Origin of the sequence: Kitasatospora misakiensis, assembly GCF_042656005.1 — a bacterium.
GTDB classification, from domain to species: domain Bacteria; phylum Actinomycetota; class Actinomycetes; order Streptomycetales; family Streptomycetaceae; genus Kitasatospora; species Kitasatospora misakiensis.
The window spans coordinates 112,910-135,897 of record NZ_JBHSOF010000002.1 but is presented as its reverse complement, the minus strand read 5'-3'; the positions used below and the strand labels follow the sequence as shown (position 1 = coordinate 135,897).

At 71.9% G+C, this 22,988-nt stretch carries 20 protein-coding genes; 9 read left to right on the top strand and 11 right to left on the bottom strand.

The features are described 5' to 3' along the window. Positions 1-91: 91 nt before the first annotated feature. The 4 genes from ACFP3U_RS02495 to ACFP3U_RS02480 all read right to left on the bottom strand — a co-directional run bounded on the left by ACFP3U_RS02495 (position 92) and on the right by ACFP3U_RS02480 (position 2,409). A complete protein-coding gene (locus ACFP3U_RS02495; RefSeq protein ID WP_380223438.1) occupies positions 92-922 on the bottom strand; it encodes a class I SAM-dependent methyltransferase in 831 nt (276 codons plus the stop codon). 39 nt (positions 923-961) lie between these two features. Further along, the gene (locus ACFP3U_RS02490; RefSeq protein ID WP_380223437.1) at positions 962-1,186 is read right to left on the bottom strand and encodes a DUF397 domain-containing protein; all 225 of its coding nucleotides are present in this window, start codon (positions 1,184-1,186) and stop codon (positions 962-964) included. 138 nt (positions 1,187-1,324) lie between these two features. Next, complete coding sequence (locus tag ACFP3U_RS02485; RefSeq protein WP_380223436.1) at positions 1,325-1,549, bottom strand: DUF397 domain-containing protein; 225 nt, start codon at positions 1,547-1,549, stop codon at positions 1,325-1,327. After that, positions 1,546-2,409, bottom strand: coding sequence for a helix-turn-helix domain-containing protein (locus ACFP3U_RS02480; protein WP_380223435.1), 864 nt, complete (start codon positions 2,407-2,409; stop codon positions 1,546-1,548). The genes ACFP3U_RS02485 and ACFP3U_RS02480 overlap by 4 nt, the downstream gene beginning before the upstream one ends. Positions 2,410-2,707: 298 nt before the next feature. Between ACFP3U_RS02480 and ACFP3U_RS02475 the strand changes: the two genes are divergently transcribed. From ACFP3U_RS02475 to ACFP3U_RS02455, 5 genes are all read left to right on the top strand, one after another. After that, complete coding sequence (locus ACFP3U_RS02475; protein WP_380223434.1) at positions 2,708-3,076, top strand: ATP-binding protein; 369 nt, start codon at positions 2,708-2,710, stop codon at positions 3,074-3,076. Continuing rightward, on the top strand, positions 3,073-3,333 hold the full coding sequence (locus ACFP3U_RS02470) for a hypothetical protein (RefSeq protein ID WP_380223432.1): 261 nt from the start codon (positions 3,073-3,075) through the stop codon (positions 3,331-3,333). The genes ACFP3U_RS02475 and ACFP3U_RS02470 overlap by 4 nt, the downstream gene beginning before the upstream one ends. Then, positions 3,330-3,464: a hypothetical protein gene (locus tag ACFP3U_RS02465; protein WP_380223431.1), complete on the top strand. Its 135-nt coding sequence runs from the start codon at positions 3,330-3,332 to the stop codon at positions 3,462-3,464. Before ACFP3U_RS02470 ends, ACFP3U_RS02465 begins: the two co-directional genes overlap by 4 nt. A gap of 65 nt (positions 3,465-3,529) precedes the next feature. Continuing rightward, the gene (locus tag ACFP3U_RS02460; RefSeq protein ID WP_380223430.1) at positions 3,530-4,081 is read left to right on the top strand and encodes a SigE family RNA polymerase sigma factor; all 552 of its coding nucleotides are present in this window, start codon (positions 3,530-3,532) and stop codon (positions 4,079-4,081) included. Next, positions 4,071-5,330 carry a hypothetical protein gene (locus ACFP3U_RS02455; protein ID WP_380223429.1) on the top strand — a complete coding sequence of 420 codons (1,260 nt, stop codon included), beginning with the start codon at positions 4,071-4,073 and terminating at the stop codon, positions 5,328-5,330. Before ACFP3U_RS02460 ends, ACFP3U_RS02455 begins: the two co-directional genes overlap by 11 nt. An 84-nt stretch (positions 5,331-5,414) precedes the next feature. Here the strand turns inward: ACFP3U_RS02455 and ACFP3U_RS02450 are convergent, their stop codons facing one another. Both ACFP3U_RS02450 and ACFP3U_RS02445 read right to left on the bottom strand, forming a co-directional pair. Continuing rightward, the gene (locus tag ACFP3U_RS02450) at positions 5,415-5,624 is read right to left on the bottom strand and encodes a 4-oxalocrotonate tautomerase family protein (RefSeq protein WP_380223428.1); all 210 of its coding nucleotides are present in this window, start codon (positions 5,622-5,624) and stop codon (positions 5,415-5,417) included. Between the two features lie 73 nt (positions 5,625-5,697). Continuing rightward, complete coding sequence (locus ACFP3U_RS02445) at positions 5,698-6,498, bottom strand: SDR family oxidoreductase (protein ID WP_380223427.1); 801 nt, start codon at positions 6,496-6,498, stop codon at positions 5,698-5,700. An 86-nt stretch (positions 6,499-6,584) separates the two neighbouring features. Here ACFP3U_RS02445 and ACFP3U_RS02440 point away from each other — a divergent pair, with 86 nt between their 5' ends. Beyond that, positions 6,585-7,445, top strand: a complete 861-nt coding sequence (locus ACFP3U_RS02440) for a helix-turn-helix transcriptional regulator (RefSeq protein ID WP_380223426.1) — start codon at positions 6,585-6,587, stop codon at positions 7,443-7,445. A gap of 23 nt (positions 7,446-7,468) precedes the next feature. Here the strand turns inward: ACFP3U_RS02440 and ACFP3U_RS02435 are convergent, their stop codons facing one another. Both ACFP3U_RS02435 and ACFP3U_RS02430 read right to left on the bottom strand, forming a co-directional pair. Next, positions 7,469-9,355: a CocE/NonD family hydrolase gene (locus ACFP3U_RS02435; protein ID WP_380223425.1), complete on the bottom strand. Its 1,887-nt coding sequence runs from the start codon at positions 9,353-9,355 to the stop codon at positions 7,469-7,471. 116 nt (positions 9,356-9,471) lie between these two features. Continuing rightward, a complete protein-coding gene (locus ACFP3U_RS02430; RefSeq protein ID WP_380223424.1) occupies positions 9,472-10,404 on the bottom strand; it encodes a hydrolase in 933 nt (310 codons plus the stop codon). A 253-nt stretch (positions 10,405-10,657) separates the two neighbouring features. Between ACFP3U_RS02430 and nicT the strand changes: the two genes are divergently transcribed. Then, positions 10,658-11,764 carry a Nickel transporter NicT gene (gene nicT / locus ACFP3U_RS02425; RefSeq protein ID WP_380223423.1) on the top strand — a complete coding sequence of 369 codons (1,107 nt, stop codon included), beginning with the start codon at positions 10,658-10,660 and terminating at the stop codon, positions 11,762-11,764. 99 nt (positions 11,765-11,863) lie between these two features. Here the strand turns inward: nicT and ACFP3U_RS02420 are convergent, their stop codons facing one another. The 3 genes from ACFP3U_RS02420 to ACFP3U_RS02410 all read right to left on the bottom strand — a co-directional run bounded on the left by ACFP3U_RS02420 (position 11,864) and on the right by ACFP3U_RS02410 (position 18,866). Further along, positions 11,864-18,070, bottom strand: a complete 6,207-nt coding sequence (locus tag ACFP3U_RS02420) for a DNRLRE domain-containing protein (protein WP_380223422.1) — start codon at positions 18,068-18,070, stop codon at positions 11,864-11,866. A 264-nt stretch (positions 18,071-18,334) separates the two neighbouring features. Further along, complete coding sequence (locus tag ACFP3U_RS02415) at positions 18,335-18,607, bottom strand: hypothetical protein (RefSeq protein WP_380223421.1); 273 nt, start codon at positions 18,605-18,607, stop codon at positions 18,335-18,337. 7 nt (positions 18,608-18,614) lie between these two features. Then, positions 18,615-18,866 (bottom strand): hypothetical protein, encoded by a 252-nt coding sequence (locus tag ACFP3U_RS02410; protein ID WP_380223419.1) that lies wholly within the window; start codon positions 18,864-18,866, stop codon positions 18,615-18,617. Positions 18,867-19,240: 374 nt separating this feature from the next. On the opposite strand from ACFP3U_RS02410, the gene ACFP3U_RS02405 reads away from it, so the two are divergent. Together ACFP3U_RS02405 and ACFP3U_RS02400 are read left to right on the top strand one after the other, a co-directional pair. Continuing rightward, positions 19,241-20,230: a helix-turn-helix transcriptional regulator gene (locus tag ACFP3U_RS02405; RefSeq protein WP_380223418.1), complete on the top strand. Its 990-nt coding sequence runs from the start codon at positions 19,241-19,243 to the stop codon at positions 20,228-20,230. A 274-nt stretch (positions 20,231-20,504) separates the two neighbouring features. Further along, positions 20,505-22,934, top strand: coding sequence for an endonuclease/exonuclease/phosphatase family protein (locus ACFP3U_RS02400; RefSeq protein ID WP_380223417.1), 2,430 nt, complete (start codon positions 20,505-20,507; stop codon positions 22,932-22,934). Positions 22,935-22,988 lie beyond the last annotated feature (54 nt).

Genomic DNA, 22,988 nt, shown 5'->3' with positions numbered 1-22,988 from the left:
GCATCATCTGCTCCCCGCACGCGCGGGGATGGTCCCAGTTGGGCGCCGCACTCGATGCAGCGCGTGGGGTTGCTCCCCGTGTGGGCGGGGGTTAGAGGCGGCGGGTGAGGAAGAGGTCGTGGATGCGGGTGACGTCGAGGTGGGAGGCGTGGGTGTCGAGGATGGTGGCGGTGTCGGTGAGGGCCTGGGTGCGGTGGGCGGTGGGGAGGGTGGCGTACATGGAGAGGGAGGAGAGGTAGGCGATGTAGCCGTCGGTGTCGTAGTGGGCGTCCTCGCGGAAGCGGAGGGAGTGGAGGTCGGTGAAGCGGGAGTCCTTCGCGCGGTCGATGGCCGGCCAGTGTCCGAGCATGTCGGGCCAGTGGCCCGGGGTGTCGCCGAAGGAGGAGGCGAGGACGGCGTGGGGTGTGTGGGTGAGCCCGTGGCGGCGGTCGACCTCGGCGAGGGCGGCGTGGAGCCCGGGGTCGCGGACGCCCAGCGGGTTCCAGAAGAGGGCGACCGCCCCGCCCGGGGCGAGGGCGTGGTGGGCGAGATCCCAGCGGCGGTTCGGGTCGACCCAGTGCCAGGAGGTCGCGGCGAAGACGAGGCCGAAGCGGGTGTCGCCGGGGTTCCAGTCCTCGAAGGGGCTCACGTCGATGCGGACGTGGGGGTGGGGTGCGGTGTTGCGGCGTAGGACGTCGGCCATGCGGGTGTCGGGCTCGACGCAGACGAGCGGTGTGCTGAGCGCCGAGGCGAACTGGACGGTGGCCTTGCCCGTGCCGGCTCCGACTTCGAGGGCGGGGTGGTCGCCGAGGGCGGCGTAGTCGAGGACGGCGGAGACGAGGGTGTCGGGGTAGCTGGGGCGGGCCGCGTCGTATATCTCGGCGACGCTGCCGAACACCTGGCCGCGCGTCATGTCGATGGGGTCGGGGGAGGAGGGCGGCATGGGGTCCTTTCGGGGCCGCTCGGGAGGGTGAGGCCGAGGTCAGAGCAGGCCGAAGTCGAACTCGCCGTTGGCGACTGCCGCGATGAATGCGGAGTGGGCTGCTGCGGTGAAGGACAGTGCTGGGCCGGAAGGGTTCTTGGAGTCAGCCACCGCGACTCCGTGAGGCAGGCCCAGGGCGTACTCGACGCAGTTCTCGTTACCGCCGCTGTAGCTGGACTTCCGGAAGCTGAAACCGGTGGCAGAAGCGTCGGGATAGTGACTCACGTGATCCGTTCTCTCCGTGCGGTGATGAAGCCGAGTGGCGACGTCGAGGGCAGGGCGGTCGCCGAGGTGTCGGGGTGCTGGGCGGCCCGCGCACCGGAAGAGGTGCGCGGGCCGTCGGGTTTCGGCTGGGTGGGTGGTTCAGAAGAGGTCGAAGTCGAACTCGCCGCTGGCGACTGCCGTGATGAACGCCGCGTGCGCGGCAGTGGTGAGTGCCAGGGCCGGGCCGGAAGGATTCTTCGAGTCACGAACGTAGGAGACGATCCCGTCGGAGGTTGCGAACTCGACGCAGTTGGTTGACTCGTTGCTCCTGGACGACTTGCGCCAAGTCAAACTGAGTGCTGCCGCGTTCGGAATGAACGTCATGTGATGTTGTCTCTCTGTTCGGTGATGATGGCGAGCGAGTCGTCCAAGCCCAAGGCATCAGCCCGGATGGCATCGAACTTCGCCGCGTACTGCTCCACATCGGACGCATCCTCGACCCAGAAGTTGCTCAGTGTGCCCTCGACGAGTGCTACATCGAGGTCCTGCCTTTGTGGAAAACCGAGGATGGTGAAGGCTCCGCCCATGCCGTGGTGAGCAGGAGCGCCGATCGGCATCACCTGAATGTTGATATTTGGCTGGCTGGCACGGTCCACCAGCCGTGCGAGCTGCTCGGCCATGACCTTCGGCCCTCCGACGCCGGAGCGGATGGCCGCCTCGTGGATCACGCCCCACAGAGTCAGCGGTTCCGTTCTGGTCAGGGCACCTTGGCGAGCCATGCGTACATCGACCAGTGCTTCGACGTTCACGTTGGGGCGCATGCTGAGCTTCTTGATGATCTCGCGTGCGTAGGCGGGTGTCTGGAGGAGGCCCGGGATGAAGGCGCCCTCGTAGGCGCGAACGGACGAGGCGCTGGCCTCAAGGGAGATCAGGTCACCGAGGGCCTGGCCGATGTGTGCGCCGTAGCTCTGCCACCACATTCCACGATGTGCGCCGTTCTTGGCCAGATCGACGAGTGCGGAGACGAGATCCGTGTCCTCGCACCTGTAGAGGGCCAGGAGCTTCTTGACGTCGTCGACCTTGGTCGCGCCGCGACCGTTCTCGATGCGGGAGAGTTTGGGTTGGCTCATGCTGGTCAGCGCGTCGGAGACCTCGTCGTGCGAGAGGCCGGCTTCTTCGCGTCGACGGCGGAGTTCGGCGCCGAGCTGCCTCCGTCGAACTGTTGGACCTGCTGCTGCGGCCATCCCCGCCCTCTCTGAGCCTCGCTGGATCAGTGTGCCTCGGCGTCGTGCACCTGCGCCACTGGGTAACTGCCACTGTAGGGGCCCTGATTGGTGTTCGATTTGGATATATCCAAAATTCTGAGATGAGTTGCACGGGACGCCTCCTTGGCTCCATGCTGGGTGTGACGAGCTGCACACGTTCGGCAACCGCCGATCGTCGATGCATGAGCTGATGTCATGACTCTGCGCCGGTCGGCTCAGATTGATTGATCGTCAGCAGCTCGATGGAATCCACTCCATCCCTTGCGGAGGTCTCCGTATGTCCACGCTTCCCCTGCCCCCCGACTGGTCGGTCGCCCGTGAGGAGTTGCGCGAGGTGCTCGTGCGCGCTGGGTGGCCCGGTGGGGTTGTCGGCGACGCCGAGTTGGCGTTGCACGAGCTGTTCGTCAACGCTTGGAAGCACGGGGGGTCGCCGGCGCCGCTGGTGGTCGTCGTACTCGTGGAGGGGGTGCTCCGGGTGTCCGTCGCGGACGGGTGTCAGGGCCTTCCCGAGCAGAGAGCCTCCGCTGATCCGTACGAGCTCTCCGGGCGGGGTCTGCACCTCGTTCGCTCGCTCACGGATCGCTTCGGGGCGGACCCGCGTACGTCGGGGAAGTCCGTCTGGTTCGAGCTGGACGCCGCCGCGTGAGCGCGCTCGACGGCTCGATCGGCTCGATCGGCCCGAATGGCCCGATCGAGCCCCACGACCCGCGCATCCGCACGTACACCGAAGTTGAGGTGGAGGCGCTCCTGATCGAACTCCACGAGCGTGGAAAGGCGTTGGGGATCGTCTGGCCCTCGGCCACCACGGACGGCATGGTCGACGGACGCGTCCTCGTGCGCTTCGGCAATGCGCCGACCGCGACGCTCCTCAATCTCCTGGAGCTGCTCAAGGGCCGTTCGTGAGCGCCATCCACCTGTTTGTCGGCCTTACTCTGTCCTTCCTCGCCCTCCTCGCCCTCGCGACCGTCGCCCTGGGCGTCGTCATCAGCCTGCGAATGCCCGGTCGCGCCGGGGAGGACGGGCGTCCGGACTGAATCGGACGCCGAATGGGCCGGAAGTCCGGTGCCACAAGAACACCACGTGATCGCGTTAGTAGGGCATGGAACACATACAGGGGGCGGAGGCACCGGCGGTCGCGCCGGGGACGCTGCCCGACTTTCCGGCCTTCGTGGCGTCGCGGGGGCGCCAGCTGCTGCGGACGGCGTTCCTCCTCACCGGTGGTGACGCGCATCTCGCCGAGGACCTGGTGCAGGAGGCGCTCGGCCGGGTCTTCGTGAAGTGGCGTCGCATCTCGCGGATGGACAATCCCAGCGGCTACGCCCAGACCATCCTCGTCAACACCTTCCTCTCGCACCGCCGGCGCCGCAGCAGCGGCGAGCGGGTCACCGACGTGCTGCCGGATGTCGCGGTCGCCGATCCCGACCCGGCTCTGCGGCTCACCCTGCTGCGGGCGCTCGGCGAACTGTCGGAGCAGGACCGGGCGGTGCTGGTGCTGCGGTTCTGGGAGGACCGCAGTGTGGAGGAGACGGCGGCGGCGATGCGGCTGAGCAGCGTGGCCGTGCGGTCGCGCAGCAGCCGGGCGCTGGCCCGGATGCGGGACAAGCTGGGAACGGGCTTCACGGACAAGGAGGTGCTGCGTCATGTCGGTTGAGGACGAATTCGAGGACTTCCAGGGCGAGTTCGCCCGGGCGCTGCGTGGGGCCGCGGCCCTCGCGCCGGACACGGCGCTCTTCAGCCTGGCCGCCGGCGCCGAGCGGTGTGGACGTCGGCGGCGCAACCGTCGACGGGCCGCGATGGCGGGGGCCCTCGCGGCGACGGTGCTGGCCGTGGGCGGCGTGGGGGCGTTCGTCGGGGTCCCGGGGGTCGGGGGCTTCGGCGCGGTGGCCGCCGAGCCGCCGGTGCAGCCGATGACCGCCGACGAGGTGGTGGAGGTGGTGACCTCGTTGCTGCCGCCCGGTTCGGTCAAGAAGGAGGTGGCGGAGACGCCCGGCACTCCGGGGCCGGCGGGCAACAAGCACGAGACCTTCGGTGTGCTCCGGTTCGACGACGGCAAGGGCGAGAGCATCCTCACGTACAACGTCGAGCGCGGCGCGCAGAAGCCCGCTGCGGCGGCCGTCTGCATGGACCCGTTCCAGACACCGCAGGACTCCTGCGACCGCACCGTCCGCCCGGACGGCTCGGTGCTGGTGATCGACAAACTGCGGGACCGGAGCCTCGCGAACAAGCGCGAGTGGCGGGCCACCTGGGCGACACCGGACGGCACCGTGATCCGGATCATCGAGTACAACGGGCAGCCGGCCAGCGCCACCCGCGAGACGCCGCCGCTGGACAGCGCCCTGCTCACCTCGCTGGTGACCGCACCGGCCTGGCAGCGGGTCGTGGCCGCCCTGCCGGCCCACCCGAAGGCGCCGAAGCCGGGCGAGCCGCCGACGACCACCACCCCGGAGCCGACCGCGGCCACGCCGTCGCCGGCCGAACTGCTCACGACGCTGACCAAGCTGCTCCCGGAAGGGTCGCAGACCTCTGCGGGGAACGACCAGCATGCCGCCCTGACGGTCACGTTCGAGGGGCGCACCAGCATGATCTCGGTCAGCGCCCAGCCGGCCGGCAAGCGCGGGCTCGACGACAAGAAGTCCGCCGAGGAAGGGACGCCGACGCCGCTGGAGGTCCACGAGACGCTGCCCGACGGCACACTCCTCGTGCTCAACCAGTTCGGCAACGGCAAGACGGCCGTCAACCCGCTGCTGCACTGGACGGCCAAGGTGTACTACCCGGACGGCCGGAACATCCTGCTCAACGAGTGGAACGGCGAGAACGGCTACGACTTCCGGCCGGGCCAGCCCGCGTTCTCGGTGGAGCAGCTGAAGGCCGTGGTCATGGCACCCGACTGGCGGAAGTGACGCCCGCCCCGTAGTCAGCCGCCGTCCTGTCGCTTACGGGGGGAGCGACAGGACGGCGGCCGGTCAAAGGTCAGACATCAAGCGTCAGGCGTCGCCGTTGAGCATGGCGGCGGTCAGCACGTTGCCGGCGACGCCCCAGCCGCCGTCGGCGACCTCGTCGATGAGTACGACGGTGGTGGGACGGGCCCGCTCACCGTAGATCTCCGCGTACAGGTCGGTGGTGCGCTCGATGATCTTCTTCTTGTCCTCGGCGGTGATGGTGCCGGCGGGGACCTTGAAGTTGGCGAAAGGCATGGGTCCTACTCCTTGAATGGCTTCTTCCGAGGTGCCGGAAGGCGATAGAGGGACGGAACGGCTCCCCGCAGGCTCACACCATGCCGCCGTTGGCCCGCAGGACCTGGCCGTTGATCCAGTGCCCCTCCGGGCCGGTGAGGAACGCGACCACGTTGGCGATGTCCTCCGGGGTGCCCAGCCGCTCCAGCGGCGGGGTCTTGGCGAGTCGGTCGATCTGCTCGGGCGTCTTGCCGTCGAGGAACAGCTCCGTGGCCGTGGGTCCGGGGGCGACGGTGTTCACGGTGACGTCCCGGCCGCGCAGTTCGCGGGCGAGGATCAGCGTGCTCGACTCGATGGCGCCCTTGCTCGCCGCGTACGCGCCGTACGACGGGAACTGGGTGCCGACCACGGAGGTGGAGAACCCGACCAGGGAGCCGCCCGGACGCAGGCGCCGGGCGGCCTGCTGGGCGACGACGAAGGCGCCGCGGATGTTGGTGCGGTGCATGGCGTCGAGCACGGCGAGGTCGAGGTCGGCGATCGGCGACAGAGCGAGTCGGCCGGCGCAGTTCACCACGACGTCCACGCCGCCGAACTCCTGCTCCGCCCGGTCGAACACCGCGGCGACGGCGTGCTCGTCCGCCACGTCCGCCTGCGCGTGGATCGCCCGCCCGCCGGACGCGGTGATCGCCGCCACCGTCTCCTCGGCGGGGGCCGCGTCGTGGGCGTAGTTCACCACGACGGCCAGGCCGTCCCGGGCGAGCCTGCGGGAGACCGCCCGGCCGATGCCGCGTGATCCTCCGGTGACGATGGCGACGCGCGGGGCCGGGGTCGGGGCCGGGGCCGCCGTCGGCGCGGCCCCCGGTTCGTGGGTTTCAGCTCGGTGGTTCGTGGTCATGCCCTCCACGATGCGCGTCCGCGACCGATGCAACCAGGGGATGTCGTCCCCTGGGTCGGCGGCCCGGCCGAGCCCAGAATGGTGGCATGAGTTCTGCGAAGTACACCGAGCTGGGAGCCTTCCTGCGGTCGCGGCGCGACCGCATCCGCCCGGCCGACATCGGGCTCCCGGCCGGTCCCCGGCGCCGGGTCCCCGGGCTGCGCCGCGAGGAGGTCGCCCAGCTCGCCGGAGCGTCGGTGGACTACTACAACGAGCTCGAACGCGGAGCCGGCTCCCAGCCGTCCGAGCAGATGATCGCCGCGCTGGCGAGGGCCCTGCGGCTGAGCGCCGACGAACGCGCCTACCTGTTCCACCTGGCGGGCCGCCCGGTGCCGGTGCAGGGGGGAGCGGCCTCGCACGTGCACCCCGGCATGCTCGACCTCCTCGACCGGCTGGTGTCGACACCGGCGCTGGTCATCACCGATCTGCACGTCACCCTGGTGCAGAACCCGGTCGCCGTGGCCCTGCTCGGGGACCACTCCGGCTTCCGGGGGCCCCGGGCCAGCTTCGTCCACCGGTGGTTCACGGAGCCCGACGCCCGACGCCTCTACCCCGCGTCCGACCACGAGGCCCAGTCCCGCGCCTTCGTCGCGGATCTGCGGGCCGCCGCCGCGCGCCGGGACGCGAAGGACACCGAGGCCACCTCGATGATCCGGGCGCTGCTCGGCACCTCCGCGGAGTTCGCCGCGCTCTGGGCCGACCACGACGTCGCGTTCCGGCGGGACGACCGCAAGCGCCTCGACCACCCCGTGCTCGGCCTGATCGAGGTCAACTGCCTCAACCTGTTCAGCGAGGACGGCCGGCAGCGCCTGCTGTGGTTCACTCCCGCGGCCGGTACGGACAGTTCCGGCCTGCTCGACCTGCTCGCGGTGATCGGTACCCAGGAGGTCGCCGAACCGGCACCCTGACGACCAGCCAACTCCGGGACCCCTCAGGCCTCGTCGCGCGGGATGCGGTGGTGCCACTCCCTGCTGAAGACGACGTTGCCGGCCTCCTCCGCCCGGAGGCTGGTGTGGGCGAGGAGGTGGGTGCCGTCGCAGCGGAGTTCGGTGCGGGTGTGGACGGCGGTGTCCCAGCCGATGGCGGGGCGTTCGAGGCGGACGGTGCGGTCGGTGCGGGCCTGGGCGCTGAGCGGGGTGGCGGTGAGGACGCGGTAGGCGGTGACGGTCTGCTCGGCGCGGACCAGGCCGTCGGGGTGGGTGCGGGTGCCGTCGGTGGCGGGGGAGAGTTCGGTGCGCCACTCGCGGCGGCCGATGTCGTGGACGGTGACCCGTTCGGGGCGGGCGGTGAGCGGTTCGGTGAAGTGCAGCGGGGGCGGCAGCGGGAGGGTGGGGGAGCGGAAGGAGGGGGCCTCGGGGCCGGCCGGGGCGTCGGCGGCGGGGAGGCGGACGGGGAGGGTGAGGGTGGAGCGGGAGGGGTCGACGGCGAAGCCGGTGGGGTCGGCGTCGGGCCACAGCCAGGGCCAGTAGGCGGAGGAGAGGGCGAGCCGCAGGCGGTGGCCGGGCGGGACGGTGGCCCCGACGGGGGTCAGCGCCAGGGTGAGGTCGAAGGGCGTGTCAGGGGCCGCCGGGAGGGTGTGGAAACCGCGGCTGAGCAGGGTCGAGGTGCCGTCGGGGGCGACGTCGCAGAGCCGGGCGGCGATCAGCGCGGGGCCGCTGTCCGGGTGGGGGCGCACGGTCAGGGCCGGGGCGCCGTGGAGTTCCAGGGGCTCGGGCAGCGGCCGGGAGTCGAAGCAGACCGAGCGGCCGTCCTCCTCGCGCTGGTCGGGCGGCTGGTCGGCGGGGCGGCCGAGCGGGAGGTGGGCGCCGGCGTTGAGGCCGGTGTGCTGCGGGGAGCGGACGTGCACCCAGCGGTCCTCGGAGGCGGTGCCGGCGGTGCTCAGCTGGCCGTCGAGGCCGTAGGGGAGCTGGTGGACGGTGGGGGAGGGCCACGGGTCGTCGGCGGCCCAGCGGGTGGCGAGCCAACTGCGCAGGGCGGGGGTGGCGAGCGCGCCGGTGTCGATGTCGCGCAGCCAGTGGTCGTACCAGCGCAGGGCCTCGGGGAGGAGTTCGTCGGGGAGTCCGTGCGGCCAGGGGCCGAGGACGGCGCGGACGGGGGTGTCGGCGGTGGACTGTCCGGCGAGGGCGAGGACGGTGGCGGCGGACGGGTCGCTCCAGCCGGCGGCGGCGAGGGTGGGGACGGCGGCGGCCGGTGCGGGGTCCGGCGGGGCGGCCAGCCAGTCGGCGAGCGGCGGCTCCAGGGCGTCGAGCCGGGCCAGCCACAGCCTCCGCCAGTCGTCGCCGACGTACTGCGGGTCCGGTGGGCGGGCGGCGTCGGCGAGCCGGGCGGTGGAGCGGGTGTGGCCGTCGGCGGCGAGGACGGCGCCGCCGAGGCGGTGCGGGCCGTCGGGGCAGACGGTGACGACGGTGCGCACGGTGCCGGGGGCGTGGGCGGCGATCCGCAGGGCGAGGGCGCCCGCCGCGCCGGTGCCGAGCAGGCCGATCCGGCCGTTGCACCAGGGCCGGTCGGCGAGCCATCGGGCCAGCGCGGCCCCGTCGGCGGTGAGGTCCGCGGAGGAGGCGGTGGGCGGGAGGCCGCCGGAGTTGCCGTGGCCGCGGGCGTCGACTCGGAGGGCGGCGTGGCCGTGGCCGGCGAACCAGGGGTGGCGGCGGGCGTCCTCGATGGCGGTCCAGTCGGTGAGCCGGCCGGTGGAGTACTCCAGGACGACGGGGACGGGCTCCTCGGTCACCGGGCGCCAGAGGCGGGCGAAGAGCTCGGTGCCGTCGGGGAGGGGGACGCGCAGATCCTCGCGGGTGGTGCGGTAGGGGTACGAGGGCATGGCCGCTCCCATCGGGTCCCGGTCGGTGCGGATCATTCCGACAGTAGGGGAGGAAACGGCCGCGCGCCCGGCGGGTGGGCCGGGCGCGCGGGAGGGAAGCGGTCGCAGACCGGTGCTCAGGCCTTGCTCAGCCAGGCGGTGGCGTTGAGGGCGAGGGCGGCGTTGGTGCCGGCCGGGTCGTTCCAGCCGTTGAACAGGTTGTTGCTCGGCTGCCCGGTGCCGTCGTCGGCGGGGGAGCTGTCGCCCCAGGCGGCGACCCGGCCCGCGCCGTAGCCGCTGGTGACGAAGAAGGCGCCGGTGTTCCCGGAGGATCCGGTGCGGTAGACGATGCCCTTGACCGCCGGGTTGTCGGCGGGCTTGAGGGTGAAGGTGGTGCCGGAGCGCAGGATCGAGCCGGTGACGGTGCCGAAGGCGCCGTGCAGCACCGGGTCGGCGGCGTCGTTGACGGCGCGCGGGTTGTCGGTGGAGATGTTCTTGACGTCCACCGAGAAGCCGAACGGGTCGTCGTTGTCCACGCCGTTGTTGGTGAACAGGTCGTTGATGATCGCCGGGGAGTCCCAGCCGTCGTTGTTGCGGTCGCTCCGGTCGTGGTCGGAGATCAGGAAGAGTCCGCCGCCGGCCTGCACGAAGCGGATGATCGCCGACTTCTCCGCCGCCGAGAACCGGATGTTCGGCTCGGGGATCACGAAGGTGTCGAAGTTGGCCAGGTCGAGCGCGGCGCCGGTGCCGTAGCTGATGGTGGAGCCGGCCGGGAGGGTCTTGAGGCTGTACTGGCCGGTCTTCTGAAGGGCGACGCCCCAGGCGGAGAGCGCGCCGGTCCAGCTCTTCTCGGTGGTGGGGTTGGCGTTCTGGACGCGCGGGTCGGGCTGGGCGGTGGAGATGATCCAGTCGGCGTTGCCGGCGGTCTCGCCCTTGCTGCTGTCGAACAGGACGCGGTGGGGGAGCGCCGTGGTCGCGGCGGAGGCCGGGGCGGGGGCGGTGAACGTGGTCAGACCTGCGGCGAGCAGGGCGGACGCGGCGAGCGCGGCGGCCGTTCGAATACGCGTCATGTGCCGTACCTCCAGGTGGGGTTGGGGGCTGCGGCAGATAAGTATCCGCGCGTAGAACGGCGTTGGCCAGGCGTCCGGGGTTACGGTCACTTGTACGGTGCATGACTATTTCCGTCACCGTTTCTCCCCTCACCCCTCCGTCCCCGGTGACCAGGTCGTAATTGCGCATGACTTGCAACTAATAACGGCCAAGGGGAAAGATGGCCCAGCTCCGGCGCCCCGGAGCCCCGACGGCTGCACGAAAGGACCCCCGATGACCGCCCCCCGCTGGCGCGACCGGCTCACCCGTGAGGAGTGGATCCGCCTGGCAGGCATGGGCGGCTTCATCCTCGCGCTGCACGTGATCGGCTGGTTCACCCTGCTCGCGCTCGTCGCGCCCGAGCACTACGAGGTCGGCGGCCAGGCCTTCGGCGCCGGTATGGGGCTCACCGCGTACACGCTCGGCATGCGGCACGCCTTCGACGCCGACCACATCGCCGCCATCGACAACACCACCCGCAAGCTGATGGGCCAGGGCAAGCGGCCGCTCTCGGTCGGCTTCTGGTTCTCGCTGGGGCACTCGTCCATCGTCTTCGGCCTCTGCGCCCTGCTCGCCCTCGGGATCCGCTCGCTGGCCGGCCAGGTCGAGGAGGACGGCTCCACCCTGCACGAGACGACCGGCCTGATCGGCGTCACCGTCTCCGGCACCTTCCTGCTCGCGCTCGGCCTGATCAACCTGGGCGCGTTCAACGGCATCCTCAAGGTCTTCCGCCGGATGCGCGAGGGCGAGTACGACGAGGCCGAGCTGGAGGCGCAGCTGGAGAAGCGCGGTCTGATGAACCGCATCCTCGGCCGGGTGACCAGGGCCGTCACCAAGCCCTGGCACATGTACCCGGTCGGCCTGCTGTTCGGTCTGGGCTTCGACACCGCCACCGAGGTGTCGCTGCTGGTGCTGGCCGGCGGCGCGGCGGCGTTCCAGCTGCCCTGGTACGCGCTGCTGGTGCTGCCGGTCCTGTTCGCCGCAGGCATGAGCCTGCTGGACACCATCGACGGCTCGTTCATGAACTTCGCCTACGAGTGGGCCTTCTCCAAGCCGGTCCGGAAGATCTACTACAACCTGACCGTCACCGGCCTCTCGGTGCTGGTCGCCCTGGTCATCGGCTCGATCGAGCTGATCGGGCTGCTCGGCGAGAAGCTGGACGTCACCAGCGGCCCGGTCGCCTGGATCGGCGGGCTGGACCTCGACTTCGTCGGCTACGCCATCGTCGGCCTCTTCCTGCTGACCTGGGCGGCGGCGATCGCCTACTGGAAGTTCGGCAACGTCGAGGAGAAGTGGTCCGCCGGGCTCACCGCCGCGGCGGCCGAGAAGGCCGCGGACTGACAGGAAGGCCGAGCGGGGAACGGAAAGCGGCCGGGCCCCGGGGGTACGCCCCCGGGGCCCGGCCTCACCTGTCCCGCATCAGTTCAGTGGAGCAGCGGCTCAGTACCGCGGCGCCACCCGGTAGATCGGGCGGTCCGGCACCCAGCGGTGGCTGGACTTCCAGATCCCGAAGGTGAAGCGGACCCCGTGGCTGCCCCGCTTGTTGGCGGCCTTGAGGAACTGCTTGCCGATCCTCTTCATCAGGTACGACAGCGCCCACAGGACGTAGCCGGCGGCCCGGGCGGCGATGTGCGGGAGCTTCCGCAGGACCTTCGAGATGCCCTGGCTGATCTTGCCGGAGATGTAGAGCAGGGTGCCGATGGTGTTGCCCTCGGCGCGGCTGAAGTAGGCGACCCACTTCTTCCGCCAGGACAGGCCCGTCAGGTCGTCCATGGTGATCGGGTCGACCGGGTAGCCGTAGGCGTTCGGCGAGCCCTCCAGCACCGGGTCGGTCTGCAGGAACCGGCCGGTGGTCGGGTCGTACAGGCGGACGCCCATCAGGGTGAGGCCGGAGAGGCTGTCGCCCGCGCGCTGCGCCCCGCCGAGCCAGCCGTACTCGGTCGAGCCGGTGGCGTCGACGACGTTGCCGTACTCGTCGTAGTGGTAGACGGCGAGGTCCTGGGTGCCGTCGGGGGACATCTGGACCGAGACGTCACCGTGCAGGTTGGTCAGCAGCAGGATCGCGCCGCCGTCGGTGCCGGTGGCGGCCGTGAGCTGGCCGGTCAGGTCCAGGACGTTGCGGGTGAGCTTGCCGGCCGCGTCCTTGGACCAGGACGGGCTGTCGACGCCGGCGTCGAAGTGCTTGGTGTCCTGGGCGGTGACGGTCCAGGTGCCGTCGGTGCCCTTGGTCTCCGTGGTGCTCACCGCGAGGCGGCCGGAGGCGTCCAGGTCCCAGGTCTTGCGGGTGTCGCCGAGGGTCTCGGTGCGGACCAGGTCGTTGGTGTAGTAGCCGAGCTGGGTGCCCTTCGGCAGGGCGGTGGTGCGGCCGTAGGCGTCGTAGACGTAGCCGGCGTCGGTGAGGCGGTCGGCGGTGTCGTAGCCGTGGTTCTCGGCCTTGGTGACGACGTCTGCGGTGGCCGGGTCGCAGTCGTCGGTGACGCTGGTGCGGTTGGTCCGGTTGCTGCTCTTGTCGAACGCGTACGTCCGGGTGGCGCAGGCCAGGCCGGTGCTGTCGGCGGCCTTGGTCAGGCGGCCGGTGGCGTCGTAGGTGTAGGCGCTGGTGGTGCTGTTGCCGTCCGACTGGGTGCGGCCGGCCTGCTGGCCGTGCACGGTGTAGGCGGCGTTGTCGGCCAGCAGGACGGTGCCCGCCTGGTTGGTGTAGGTCTTGCCGGTCTGGATGCCCCGGCTGTCGTAGCTGTTCGTCAGGGTGTTGCCGCCGGGCATGGTCTGGGTGACCAGCCGGCCCTCGACGTCGTAGGAGGTGGCGAAGGTGCCCGCGACCGAGTCGGTCAGCGTGGTGGGCAGGCCGCGCGGGTCCTTGGCGGTGTCGTAGCCGTAGGTGACGGTGGACGGCACCGAGTCGGACTTCTTCACCGCCCGGTCGAGCTTGTCGTACTCGGTGGTGGTGACGCTGCCGGCGCCGTCGTCGTAGGAGACCTGGCGGCCGAGCTTGTCGTAGCCCTGGGTGATGGTGGCCTTGCCGTTGTTGATGGTGGCGAGCTCACCGGTGGCCGGGTCGTAGCCGAACACGGTGTCGGCGACCGCGGTGCCGGTGCCGCCGGTGACCGACACCTTCAGCGGACGGCCGGCGGCGTCGTAGCTGCGGGTGGTGGTGCGGGTGACGCCGTTGGCGGTCTCGGTGAGCACCGAGGTGTTGCCCCAGCGGTCGTACTGGAAGGTCTTCGTCGGCAGCTGGAGCGGGTTGCCGCCGCCGCCGGTGACCTGCGCGGCCGGGGCGATCGAGCAGACCAGGTCGGCCCACTCCGGGTGGCCGGCGCAGGCGCCGGTGCCGTTCGGGCCGTAGTACGAGGTCACCGTGGTGGCCGCGTCGGAGCCGTTGGAGTTCGGGCGGGTCTGCGAGGTCACCCGGCCGCTGGCGTCGTAGCCGGTGGCGGTGGTGATCTTCAGGCCGGCCGGGTCCTGGACCGACTGGGTGGGCAGGCCCTGGGCCCAGTCGTAGCCGGTGGCGGTCTTACGGGGGTCGGCGTCGGCGGCGTAGCCGTCGATCCGGGCGCCGATCGTCACCGAGGTGGCCTTGTCGCTGACCGCGGCGGTCGCCGGGCGGCCCTCGTCGTAGCCGCTCACGGTGTGGGCGCGGGCCGCGACCTCGGCGCCGGCGGTGAGCGCCGGGGAGGTGCCGGAGGCGGCCAGGTCGTGCTCCAGGGTGACCAGCTGCAGCGGGTCGTACTGCTCGACCAGCCGCTTGCCGTCGGCCGAGAAGACCGAGGTCGAGGAGAGCACCTGGGCGCGGTCGGCCGTGGAGCGGCCGGCGATGCCGAGGGCGCGCAGCTTGTTCAGGCCGTCACCGGTGGTGGCCAGGGCGAGGACGCGGTTCTCCGCGGAGAGGGTCCGCACCGGGCTGCCGAAGGCGTTGTACTCGGTGGTGGTGATGCCGCCGCCGGGGGTGGCGGTGTTGACCTCGCGGCCGGAGGCGTTGGTGTACGTCACCGAGGCGCGGTTGTACGCGGCGGTGCCGAGCGCCTTGCCGTCGTGGGTCGACGGGACGGCGTCGGGCGGCAGCACGGCGGTGGCGTCGGTCGGGGCGTCGGTCTGGCCCCAGGCCGCGACGTCGGACGGCGCCAGCGGGTACGGCGCGTTGGCGCCGCTCAGCGGGACGTCGTAGACCACCGAGGTGGTCGCGGTGCCGTCGGTGACGTCCTTGCTGCCCTGCTTGAGGGTGGGCCGGGAGGCCGCGAGCAGCATGCCCTCGCCGGCGGTGGCGGCGTTGCCGGCCTTGCCGTACTCCAGGGTCCACGGCAGTTCGCCGGGCTCGGTCACCGCGGTGACCCGGCCGGCCGCGTCGTAGCCGTACGCGGTCTTCAGCGCCGGGCTGATCCGCGGGTCCCAGACCTCGCGCAGCCGGCCCTGGTCGTCGTACGCGTACTGCGAGACGACGACGGGGGTGGCGGTGGAGGCGCCCGGGTCGGTGGACCAGAGGCGGATCTGCTTCACCTGGCCGGTCACGTCGCCGAGGGCGGAGCCGGTGGCGGTGGTGGCGTCGGCGTAGACGTACTCCAGCACCCGGCAGCCGGCCGTGGACGGCACGGCGGCGCAGTTGGCGGAGGCGGTCGCCGAGGTGGGCGCGACCACGTACTTCGGGCGGGCCAGGGTCTTGCCGCCGGTGACGACCTTCTCCGAGACCACCGAGGTGGTGGAGTTGTCGCTGGGCAGCGAGGAGCCGGAGGCCTGCCAGGTGGTGGCGGCCGGGTCGACCTTGGCGAAGGTGACCGTGGTGCCCTCGGTGTCCTTCAGGGTGAAGGCCCCGGTGAAGCCGCCGGCCAGGGTGAGGTTCTCGGCGCCGGGCTCGGGCTTCCAGCCGCCCGCGCCGGTGGCGGTGAAACCGACCTCGGAGCCGTCCGCGGAGACCACCGAGAGGGAGGTCGCCGAGGTCTGGCGGACGTAGGAGTAGTCGGCGTCGGTGAGCTCGGCGGTGGTGCCGGAGCTCCACTGCGGGCCGAAGATCGCCGCCTGGCCCTCCTGGGCCGCGCCGTTGGTGGGCCGGCGGGAGGAGAAGGAGCGCTCGGCGTTCAGGCCGAAGGCCTCGGCGTCGGTCGCGGACAGGCCGAGGTCACCGGTGAGGGTGTTCACCTCGCCCGGGCCGACCTTGGTCTCCGGGGCGGTGCCGGCGTTGCGGTCCACCGTGACGGTGTTCGGCTCGGTGGCGTCGGTGGCGGTGCCGTCGGTGAAGACCGCGCGGACGTCCACCGGGCCGTTCTCGGCCAGGGTGTCGGTGATGTTCCAGGTCAGCGCGGCCGGCTTGCCGCCGGGGGCGGCGTACGGCCAGGCGGTCACCGGCTGGCCGCCGGTGGTGCTGACGTTGGCGACCGGGACGTCCTTCCAGGCGTCCGTCTCACCGCGGCGGTACTGGTAGCGCACCCCGGTGTAGGTGCTGTTGCCCTCGGCCTGCAGCGAGGTGCGGCGGGCCGGGCGCTCGCCCGCGCCGGGGGCGATCAGGGCGGAGCCCTTGCCGGCGTAGAAGGTGTACGTCTTGTCCGCGGAGACGTTGCCCGCGGCGTCCCGGGTGTGCGCGGTGACGGTGTGGGCGCCCGCCTTGAAGGTGAGCTTGGCGGTGACCGGCGCGCCGGTGGTGGCCGCGGTGACCCAGGCGCCGCCGTCCAGCTTGTACTGGACGTCCTTCACGTCGCCGGTCGGCGGGGTGAAGGTGAAGTTGCCGCTGTAGTCGCCGTTGGCGTCCGGGGCGCCGGCCCACTGGCCGGCCGGGAAGTCGCCGGAGGCGATCGTGGTGGTGCCGGGCGCGGTGGCGTCCACGGTGAAGGTGCGGAACGCGGACCAGGCGCTGTTGGCGGTGCCGTCCCAGGAGCGGGAGCGCCACTTGTAGCCGCCGGCCGGCAGCGCGGTGCCCGGGGTCCAGGTGAAGGTGGAGCCGGAGGCCGCGTAGGCGGTGCGGCCGGACTGCAGCGCGGCGGTGCCGTTGGACGCCCAGACCTCGAAGTCCAGCAGGACGTTGCCGCCGTCGGGGTCGGTCGCCTTGGCGGACAGCGTCGGGGTGGCGTCGCCGGTGAGCGCGCCGTCGGCCGGGGCCAGCAGGGTGGAGACGGCCGGCGGGGTGTTGTAGGTCACCGACAGGTACGGCGTGTTGGCGGACGCGTTGCCGGAGTTGAACTTCTTCCAGCCGAGCGGGTCGCTCTCGTCGCTGGCCCGGATGCCCAGGGTGTTGTTGGCGTTGCCGTTGCCGGCCCAGGCCTGGATCAGCGAGGTGATGTCCTGGTTGACCCAGCCGTCGTTGCAGGAGCTGGAGAAGCCCTTGGTCGACGTGGACGTGGCCCACTTGCGGTTCCAGTTCGGCTGCGCCGTCCAGCGGGTGCTGGTGCCGGCGCTGCCGGTGTCCCAGACCTCCCAGCCCTTCGCGGTGCAGGACCAGCTGTGGAAGTTCCACAGGTTGAGCTTGCTGCTGGTGATCTGCTTCCCGCTGATCTTGGCCATCGGGAACTGCAGGAAGGAGCGGGCGATCTGGCCGGAGCCGTTGTTGCCCAGCTTCAGCTCGGTCTGCGAGGAGACGTCGGTGCCGTAGCCCTGCTGGACGAAGGTGTCGAAGCCGACGCCGATGTTGACCGCCGGGTCGATGGTGACCGGGTACGTGGTCTTCGGGTCGTTGAGGAACGCCGCGTCCGGGGTGAGCGTGAGGTCGACGGCGTTGCCGTTCTGGGTGACCTTGAGGCCGACCGGGGCGGTGCGGGTGTGGTCGCCGCTGCGCTCGTCGACCTGCGCGTCCCACATCACCGGGGCGGGCAGCTGGCCCTTCTCCTCGCCGGTGTTCGGGTCGAGGAAGGAGACCGAGTTGTCCGCGTTGTGGCGGGCCTGGAGGCCGGCCGCGTCCAGGGTCATGGTGACCGTGCCGTTGGCGCCGACCGCGCTGCGGTTCTTGAGCTCCAGGAACTGCTCGAAGCCGGTCCGGGTGGACTCGATGATCAGGTCGGTCGCGGTGAGCGCGTTCTCGTACCGGGCCTTGGTGCCGTCGACGACGGGGGCCGGCAGGGTGCCGCGCCAGGACAGCGACATGCTGGTGCCGCTGCCGTTGTCCAGCGAGACCAGGGGGACGGCCGGGGCCTGCTGGTCGCCGGCCGGGGCGCCGGCCGCCTTGAACTTGGACGCGGCGACGGGCGGGGTGGCGCCGGCCAGCGAGAGGCCGAGCGGGTGGCCCTTGGCCTTGACGGAGCCGTCGGCCTGCTGGGCCAGGTTCACGTCGATCGGCTGGAGCCGGCCGTCCTTGTCCTTGAAGCGGACCGGTCCGGAGGCGAGGTCCAGCGTGGTGGTGCCGTCCGGGTTGATCCAGGTGGTGGTGGCCTCGCCGCGCTCGTCGGTCACCTCGATCCGGCGGTTCTCCAGCCGGGCCTTGAGGTGGGCGGTGGCGATGTCCTTGGCCTCGGCCGGGCCGAGCGCCTTGGCGGGCTTGGGGGCGGGGGCCTCCGGGGTGACGGCGACGGCCTGGCCGGTCGTCATGATGACGGCGGCGGCCTCGGCGGCGAGTACCACGGCGAGTGCGACCGCGGTGTTGCGCAGCACGCCGTTGCGGCGGCGTGCTGCGGGGGCGGCTGGCACGGTGTCCCCGGCGCGGTGCCGGGGTGGTGTGCCGGTCGGCTGTGACATGGAGCTCCTCGGCGATCTGTTCGACGATCTGTGATTCGGCGATCTGTGATGAGGGGGGTTCGACGGCGACGCGCGTCTGCGCACGGCGGGGCCGCGGCGGGCCCGGGGAGATCGGGACCGCACGAGGGCACGCCAATGGGCATGGGCATGTCAGTAAAGAATGGTCATGGCCATGGGCATGAATCGGCCAAATTTGCGAGAGAAGGCAACCGTCCGAAAAGCGGACGGAAGATCAGAGAAGGGTTCGGCGGAGGGCCCTGCGGCCTACGGTGGAGCCGCCACCGCGAAGCGGCGCGCGGGGCCCTCCGCCAGTGCCCGGTCGAGCAGGGCGTACGCCCTCAGCTCGGCCGCCTCCCGGTCGGGCGCGCGGACGTACAGCACCAGGCCGACGCCCTCCGGGAGAGCACAGGCGCGCACGTGTTCCAGGCCGTCGCCCGGAACCGCGCACGCCCACAGGGCGCCCTGGACGTCGGCGGGTCCGGCCTCGCCCGTCGGCGCGGTCGAGACGTCCAGGAGAGTCAGATGGATGGCGAACACCGAACGGTCAGTCCCGGCCGATGCCCGGCCCGTCGGCCTGGATGGTGTCCCAGCCGATGGTCCCGGGGCCCGGGCCGTCCCAGCCGATGGTCCGCGCGCCCGGCCCGTCCCAGTCGAAGCCCTGCCCGTCGGCGGGGGCGGTCGCGGCGCGGGTGACGGCGGCCGGAGCGGCCTGCGCGGCGGTGAAGGCGGGGGCGGCGGCGGTGGCGAGGGAGAGTGCGAGAGCGGTGGCGGCGAGCAGGCGGACGGGCTTCGGCACGGCGGTTCCTGTTCTGAGCACGGTGGTTCAGGGCGGTGGTGTCGGTGTGTTGCGCGCAGTTGCATCCTTCCGGCGGCGGGTCCGCGACGGGAGGGAGTTCGGCGGGCAGCATCCGGCCAGGCAGGATGCTGCAACCCTTCGGTGACAACCCGGGCCGGCGCCGGGCCGTACGGAACCCTTCGCGGAGCCCGCCGCGGACCCCCGCGGAGCCCTCCGTACAACCCTCCGCAAAACAGACCGGATGGTCCGGTTCTACTCGGGTGACCGGATCACGCCTTGTGGCGGCGGGAGCGCCGGAGGAAGGATCGGGGTCCGGCGGACCGGACGGAAATCAATCGCGAGAAGCGATGTCGTGACGATCAGGGGTCGTTGACGTGCTGGAACTGCTGGGACTGGACGCCACTGCGGAAGCCGTGTACCGCGAGATGCTCGCGGATCCGGAGGGGGGAGTGGCCGAACTCTGTGAACGGATCCACCTCCCCGAGCCCGTCGTCCGGGCCGCTCTCGACCGGCTTGCCGACCTGACCCTGCTGCGGGCCTCCCGGGAGCGCCCGGGCGCGCTCTGGCCGGTCAGCCCGGAGCGCGGCCTGGAGCTGCTGCTGCGTCGGCAGGAGGAGGAACTCGCCCGTAGGCAACAGGAGTTGGCCGTCTCCAAGGCCGCCGTGGCGCGCGCCGTCGCGGAGTACGCCACGCTCCGCTCGGCCACCCTGGTGGACGGCGGCGAGCGGCTGGTCGGCCTCGACGCGATCCAGGCCAAGCTGGAGACGCTGACCGCCCGGCTGACCGGCGAGTGCCTGGGCGTGATGCCCGGCGGCGCGCAGTCCGCCGCCAGCCTGGCCGCCTCCCGCCCGCTCGACGAGGACGCCCTGCGACGCGGCGTCAGCCTGCGCACCATCTACCAGGACAGCGTCCGCAACGACCCGGAGACCTTCGCCTACACCCAGTGGATGACCGGTCTGGGCGGCCGGGTGCGCACCGCCCCGGTGCTGCCGCCGCGGATGCTGGTCTTCGACCGCACCACAGCCGTGGTGCCGATCGACCCGGAGAACACCCGGGCGGGCGCCCTCTGCACGGAGGAGCCGGGCATCGTCGCCTCGCTGGTCGCGCTGTTCGAGCAGACCTGGGAGACCGCCGTCCCGCTCGGCGGGGACCCGCGCGCCGAGGACGTCGCCACCGGCCTCAGCCCCGGCGAGCGCGAACTGCTGCGGCTGCTGTCCACCGGGCTGACCGACGACGCGGCGGCCAAGCGGCTGGGCGTCTCGGTGCGGACGGTGCGCCGGCAGATGGCGGCGCTGATGGAGCGTCTGGAGGCGGCGAGCCGCTTCGAGGCGGGCCTCAAGGCGGCCCAGCGCGGCTGGCTGTAGCCGGGGTCACGGCTTCGGGGTAACGCTTCGTCACTGTCATTGCCGCTGCAGTCGTCGCTGTCGTCATCGTCATCGTCGCTGTAAGGGAAAAGTGGAGAAGTTCACTTCCAGGCTCTTGTCCGGTCATTTTCTACGCGCGTATCTTTGGGCGCGCCGCGGGGGGCGGTTCCCGGCTTCCACGCGGTTTTCTACGCGGGTAGCGGGGCAGCGCGCGCTGCGCCGGCCGCGCCCGGCTGACCCACCCCCACTCAGCAGAGCTAGGAGTCCCCTTCAGGTGACCACGCCCATCGCTCCCCGTCCGCGCTCGCGCCGCGCCCTGCTGCGCGCGGCGATCCTCCCGGCCGGCCTGGCCGCCTCCCTGGTGCTGGCCCCGCTGCCGGCCGCCGTGGCCGCGCCGTCCGCCGACGCGCTGATCGCCGAGGTCTACGGCGGTGGCGGCAACTCGGGCGCCACCCTGAAGAACGACTTCGTCGAGCTGGCCAACAAGGGCGGCGCGGCCTTCGGCCTGGACGGCTGGAGCCTCCAGTACATATCCGGCGCGCCCGGCCCCGCCTCCCAGTGGGGCGTCACCCCGCTGACCGGTGCGATCGCCCCCGGCGGGCGCTACCTGGTCGCCGAGGCGGCCGGCGCGGCGGGCACCGTCGAGCTGCCCACCCCGGACGCGACCGGCTCGCTCGCGCTCTCCGGCACCAGCGGCACCGTCGCGCTCGTCCGCGGCGTCGACCCGCTGACCTGCAAGACCGCCGCCGACTGCGCCGCCGACCCGCGGGTGCGCGACCTGGTCGGCTTCGGCACCGCCGTGGTCCACGAGGGCTCCGCCGCGGTGGCCGGCGCCTCCAACACCGCCTCGGTGGCCCGCAAGGCCGGCCTGCCGGACACCGACGACAACGCGGCCGACCTCGCGGCCGGCGCCCCGACCCCGACCAACAGCCGGGGCGAGGTCGCCGAGGGCTCCACCCCGACCACCCCGACCGAGCCGGGCGCCGTCCGGATCCACGACATCCAGGGCCGCACCCGCCTGTCGGACCGCACCGGCAAGACCGTCGCCGGCGTGCCCGGCGTCGTCACCGGCGTGCGCGCGTACGGCTCCAAGGGCTTCTGGATCCAGGACCCGAACCCGGACGCCGACCCGGCCACCAGCGAGGGCGTCTTCGTCTACACCGGCTCCGCCAACCCGACCGTCAAGGTCGGCGACGCGGTGCTGGTCACCGGCAAGGTGACGGAGTACTACCCGAACTACAACGGCGGCTCGCAGTCGCTCACCCAGCTGACCAACCCGGCCGTCACCGTGGTCTCCTCCGGCAACCCGCTGCCGGCCCCGGTGGTCGTCGACACCCGCAACATCCCCGGCACCTACAGCCCGGCGGCCGGCGCCGACGGCACGATCAACGGCGTCACCCTGGACCCGGAGAAGTACACCCTCGACTTCTACGAGTCGCTGGAGGGCATGCTCGTCGAGGTCCGCGACGTGCGGGTGATCCAGGCCACCGACAAGTACAACGAGTTGTGGGTCGCCGCCGACAAGCAGGACCAGAAGAGCAAGCGCGGCGGCGTGCTCTACGAGTCCTACGCCGAGCCGAACGTCGGCCGGCTGATGGTGCAGCAGCAGGCCCCGGTCTCCCAACGGCCGTTCCCGGTCGCCAACGTGGGCGACGTGCTGACCGGTACCACCAGCGGCCCGCTGGACTACAACCAGTTCGGCGGCTACACCCTGGTCGCCGGCACCCTCGGCGCGCTCCAGGACAACCACCTGGAGCGCGAGGTCACCGCCCCGGCCGGCGAGCGCGAACTCACCGTCGCCACCTACAACGTGGAGAACCTGGCCGCCACCAACCCGGACGCCAAGTTCGCCGAGCTGGCCACCGGTGTCGTCACCCACCTGCGCTCGCCCGACATCGTCGCCCTGGAGGAGATCCAGGACAACAACGGCGCCAAGAGCGACGGCACGGTGGACGCGAGCCAGACCGTCGCCAAGTTCATCGCCGCGATCAAGGCGGCCGGCGGCCCGGCGTACGACTGGCGCTCGATCGCCCCGGAGGACGGCAAGGACGGCGGCGAGCCCGGCGGCAACATCCGCCAGGTCTTCCTGTTCAACCCGCAGCGGGTCTCCTTCACCGACATCCCCGGCGGCACCGCCACCACCGCCGTGGACGTGGCCGGCACCGGCTCCGCCGCCTCGCTGACCGCCTCGCCCGGCCGGATCTCCCCCGCCGACGCGGCGTGGACCAACAGCCGCAAGCCGCTGATCGGCCAGTTCTCCTTCCGCGGCAAGAAGGTCTTCGTCATCGCCAACCACTTCAACAGCAAGGGCGGCGACCAGGGCATCGACAGCCGCTTCCAGGCCCCGGCCCGCTCCTCCGAGGTGCAGCGGACCGCCCAGGCCACCGTGGAGCAGGCCTTCGTCGCCAAGCTGCTGGCCGCCGACAAGGAGGCCAAGGTGGTCTCGGTCGGCGACTTCAACGACTACCAGTTCTCGCCCGCGCTGACCGCGCTCACCAAGGACGGCGTGCTGCGCGACCTGGTGGACGAGCTGCCGGAGAAGGAGCAGTACTCGTACGTCTACCAGGGCAACTCGCAGGTGCTGGACCACATCCTGGTCAGCCCGGAGGTCGGGTACGCCAAGTACGACGTGGTGCACATCAACGCCGAGTTCGCCCAGCAGGCGAGCGACCACGACCCGCAGCTGGTCCGCATCAGGCCGTGAAGCTGAATGACTGAGGGGGCGGTGACCGGGGTCCGGTCACCGCCCCCTCGGGGC

Excerpts from the sequence above, each read along its gene's own strand:
- ACFP3U_RS02455 (WP_380223429.1), top strand. The coding sequence starts at position 4,071 with ATGTCGGTTGAGGACGAATTCGAGGACTTCCAGGGCGAGTTCGCCCGG.
- ACFP3U_RS02445 (WP_380223427.1), bottom strand. The coding sequence starts at position 6,498 with ATGACCACGAACCACCGAGCTGAAACCCACGAACCGGGGGCCGCGCCG.
- ACFP3U_RS02480 (WP_380223435.1), bottom strand. The coding sequence starts at position 2,409 with ATGGCCGCAGCAGCAGGTCCAACAGTTCGACGGAGGCAGCTCGGCGCC.
- ACFP3U_RS02485 (WP_380223436.1), bottom strand. The coding sequence starts at position 1,549 with ATGACGTTCATTCCGAACGCGGCAGCACTCAGTTTGACTTGGCGCAAG.
- ACFP3U_RS02435 (WP_380223425.1), bottom strand. The coding sequence starts at position 9,355 with ATGCCCTCGTACCCCTACCGCACCACCCGCGAGGATCTGCGCGTCCCC.
- ACFP3U_RS02495 (WP_380223438.1), bottom strand. The coding sequence starts at position 922 with ATGCCGCCCTCCTCCCCCGACCCCATCGACATGACGCGCGGCCAGGTG.
- ACFP3U_RS02430 (WP_380223424.1), bottom strand. The coding sequence starts at position 10,404 with ATGACGCGTATTCGAACGGCCGCCGCGCTCGCCGCGTCCGCCCTGCTC.
- nicT (WP_380223423.1), top strand. The coding sequence starts at position 10,658 with ATGACCGCCCCCCGCTGGCGCGACCGGCTCACCCGTGAGGAGTGGATC.
- ACFP3U_RS02420 (WP_380223422.1), bottom strand. The coding sequence starts at position 18,070 with ATGTCACAGCCGACCGGCACACCACCCCGGCACCGCGCCGGGGACACC.
- ACFP3U_RS02450 (WP_380223428.1), bottom strand. The coding sequence starts at position 5,624 with ATGCCTTTCGCCAACTTCAAGGTCCCCGCCGGCACCATCACCGCCGAG.
- ACFP3U_RS02440 (WP_380223426.1), top strand. The coding sequence starts at position 6,585 with ATGAGTTCTGCGAAGTACACCGAGCTGGGAGCCTTCCTGCGGTCGCGG.
- ACFP3U_RS02460 (WP_380223430.1), top strand. The coding sequence starts at position 3,530 with ATGGAACACATACAGGGGGCGGAGGCACCGGCGGTCGCGCCGGGGACG.
- ACFP3U_RS02475 (WP_380223434.1), top strand. The coding sequence starts at position 2,708 with ATGTCCACGCTTCCCCTGCCCCCCGACTGGTCGGTCGCCCGTGAGGAG.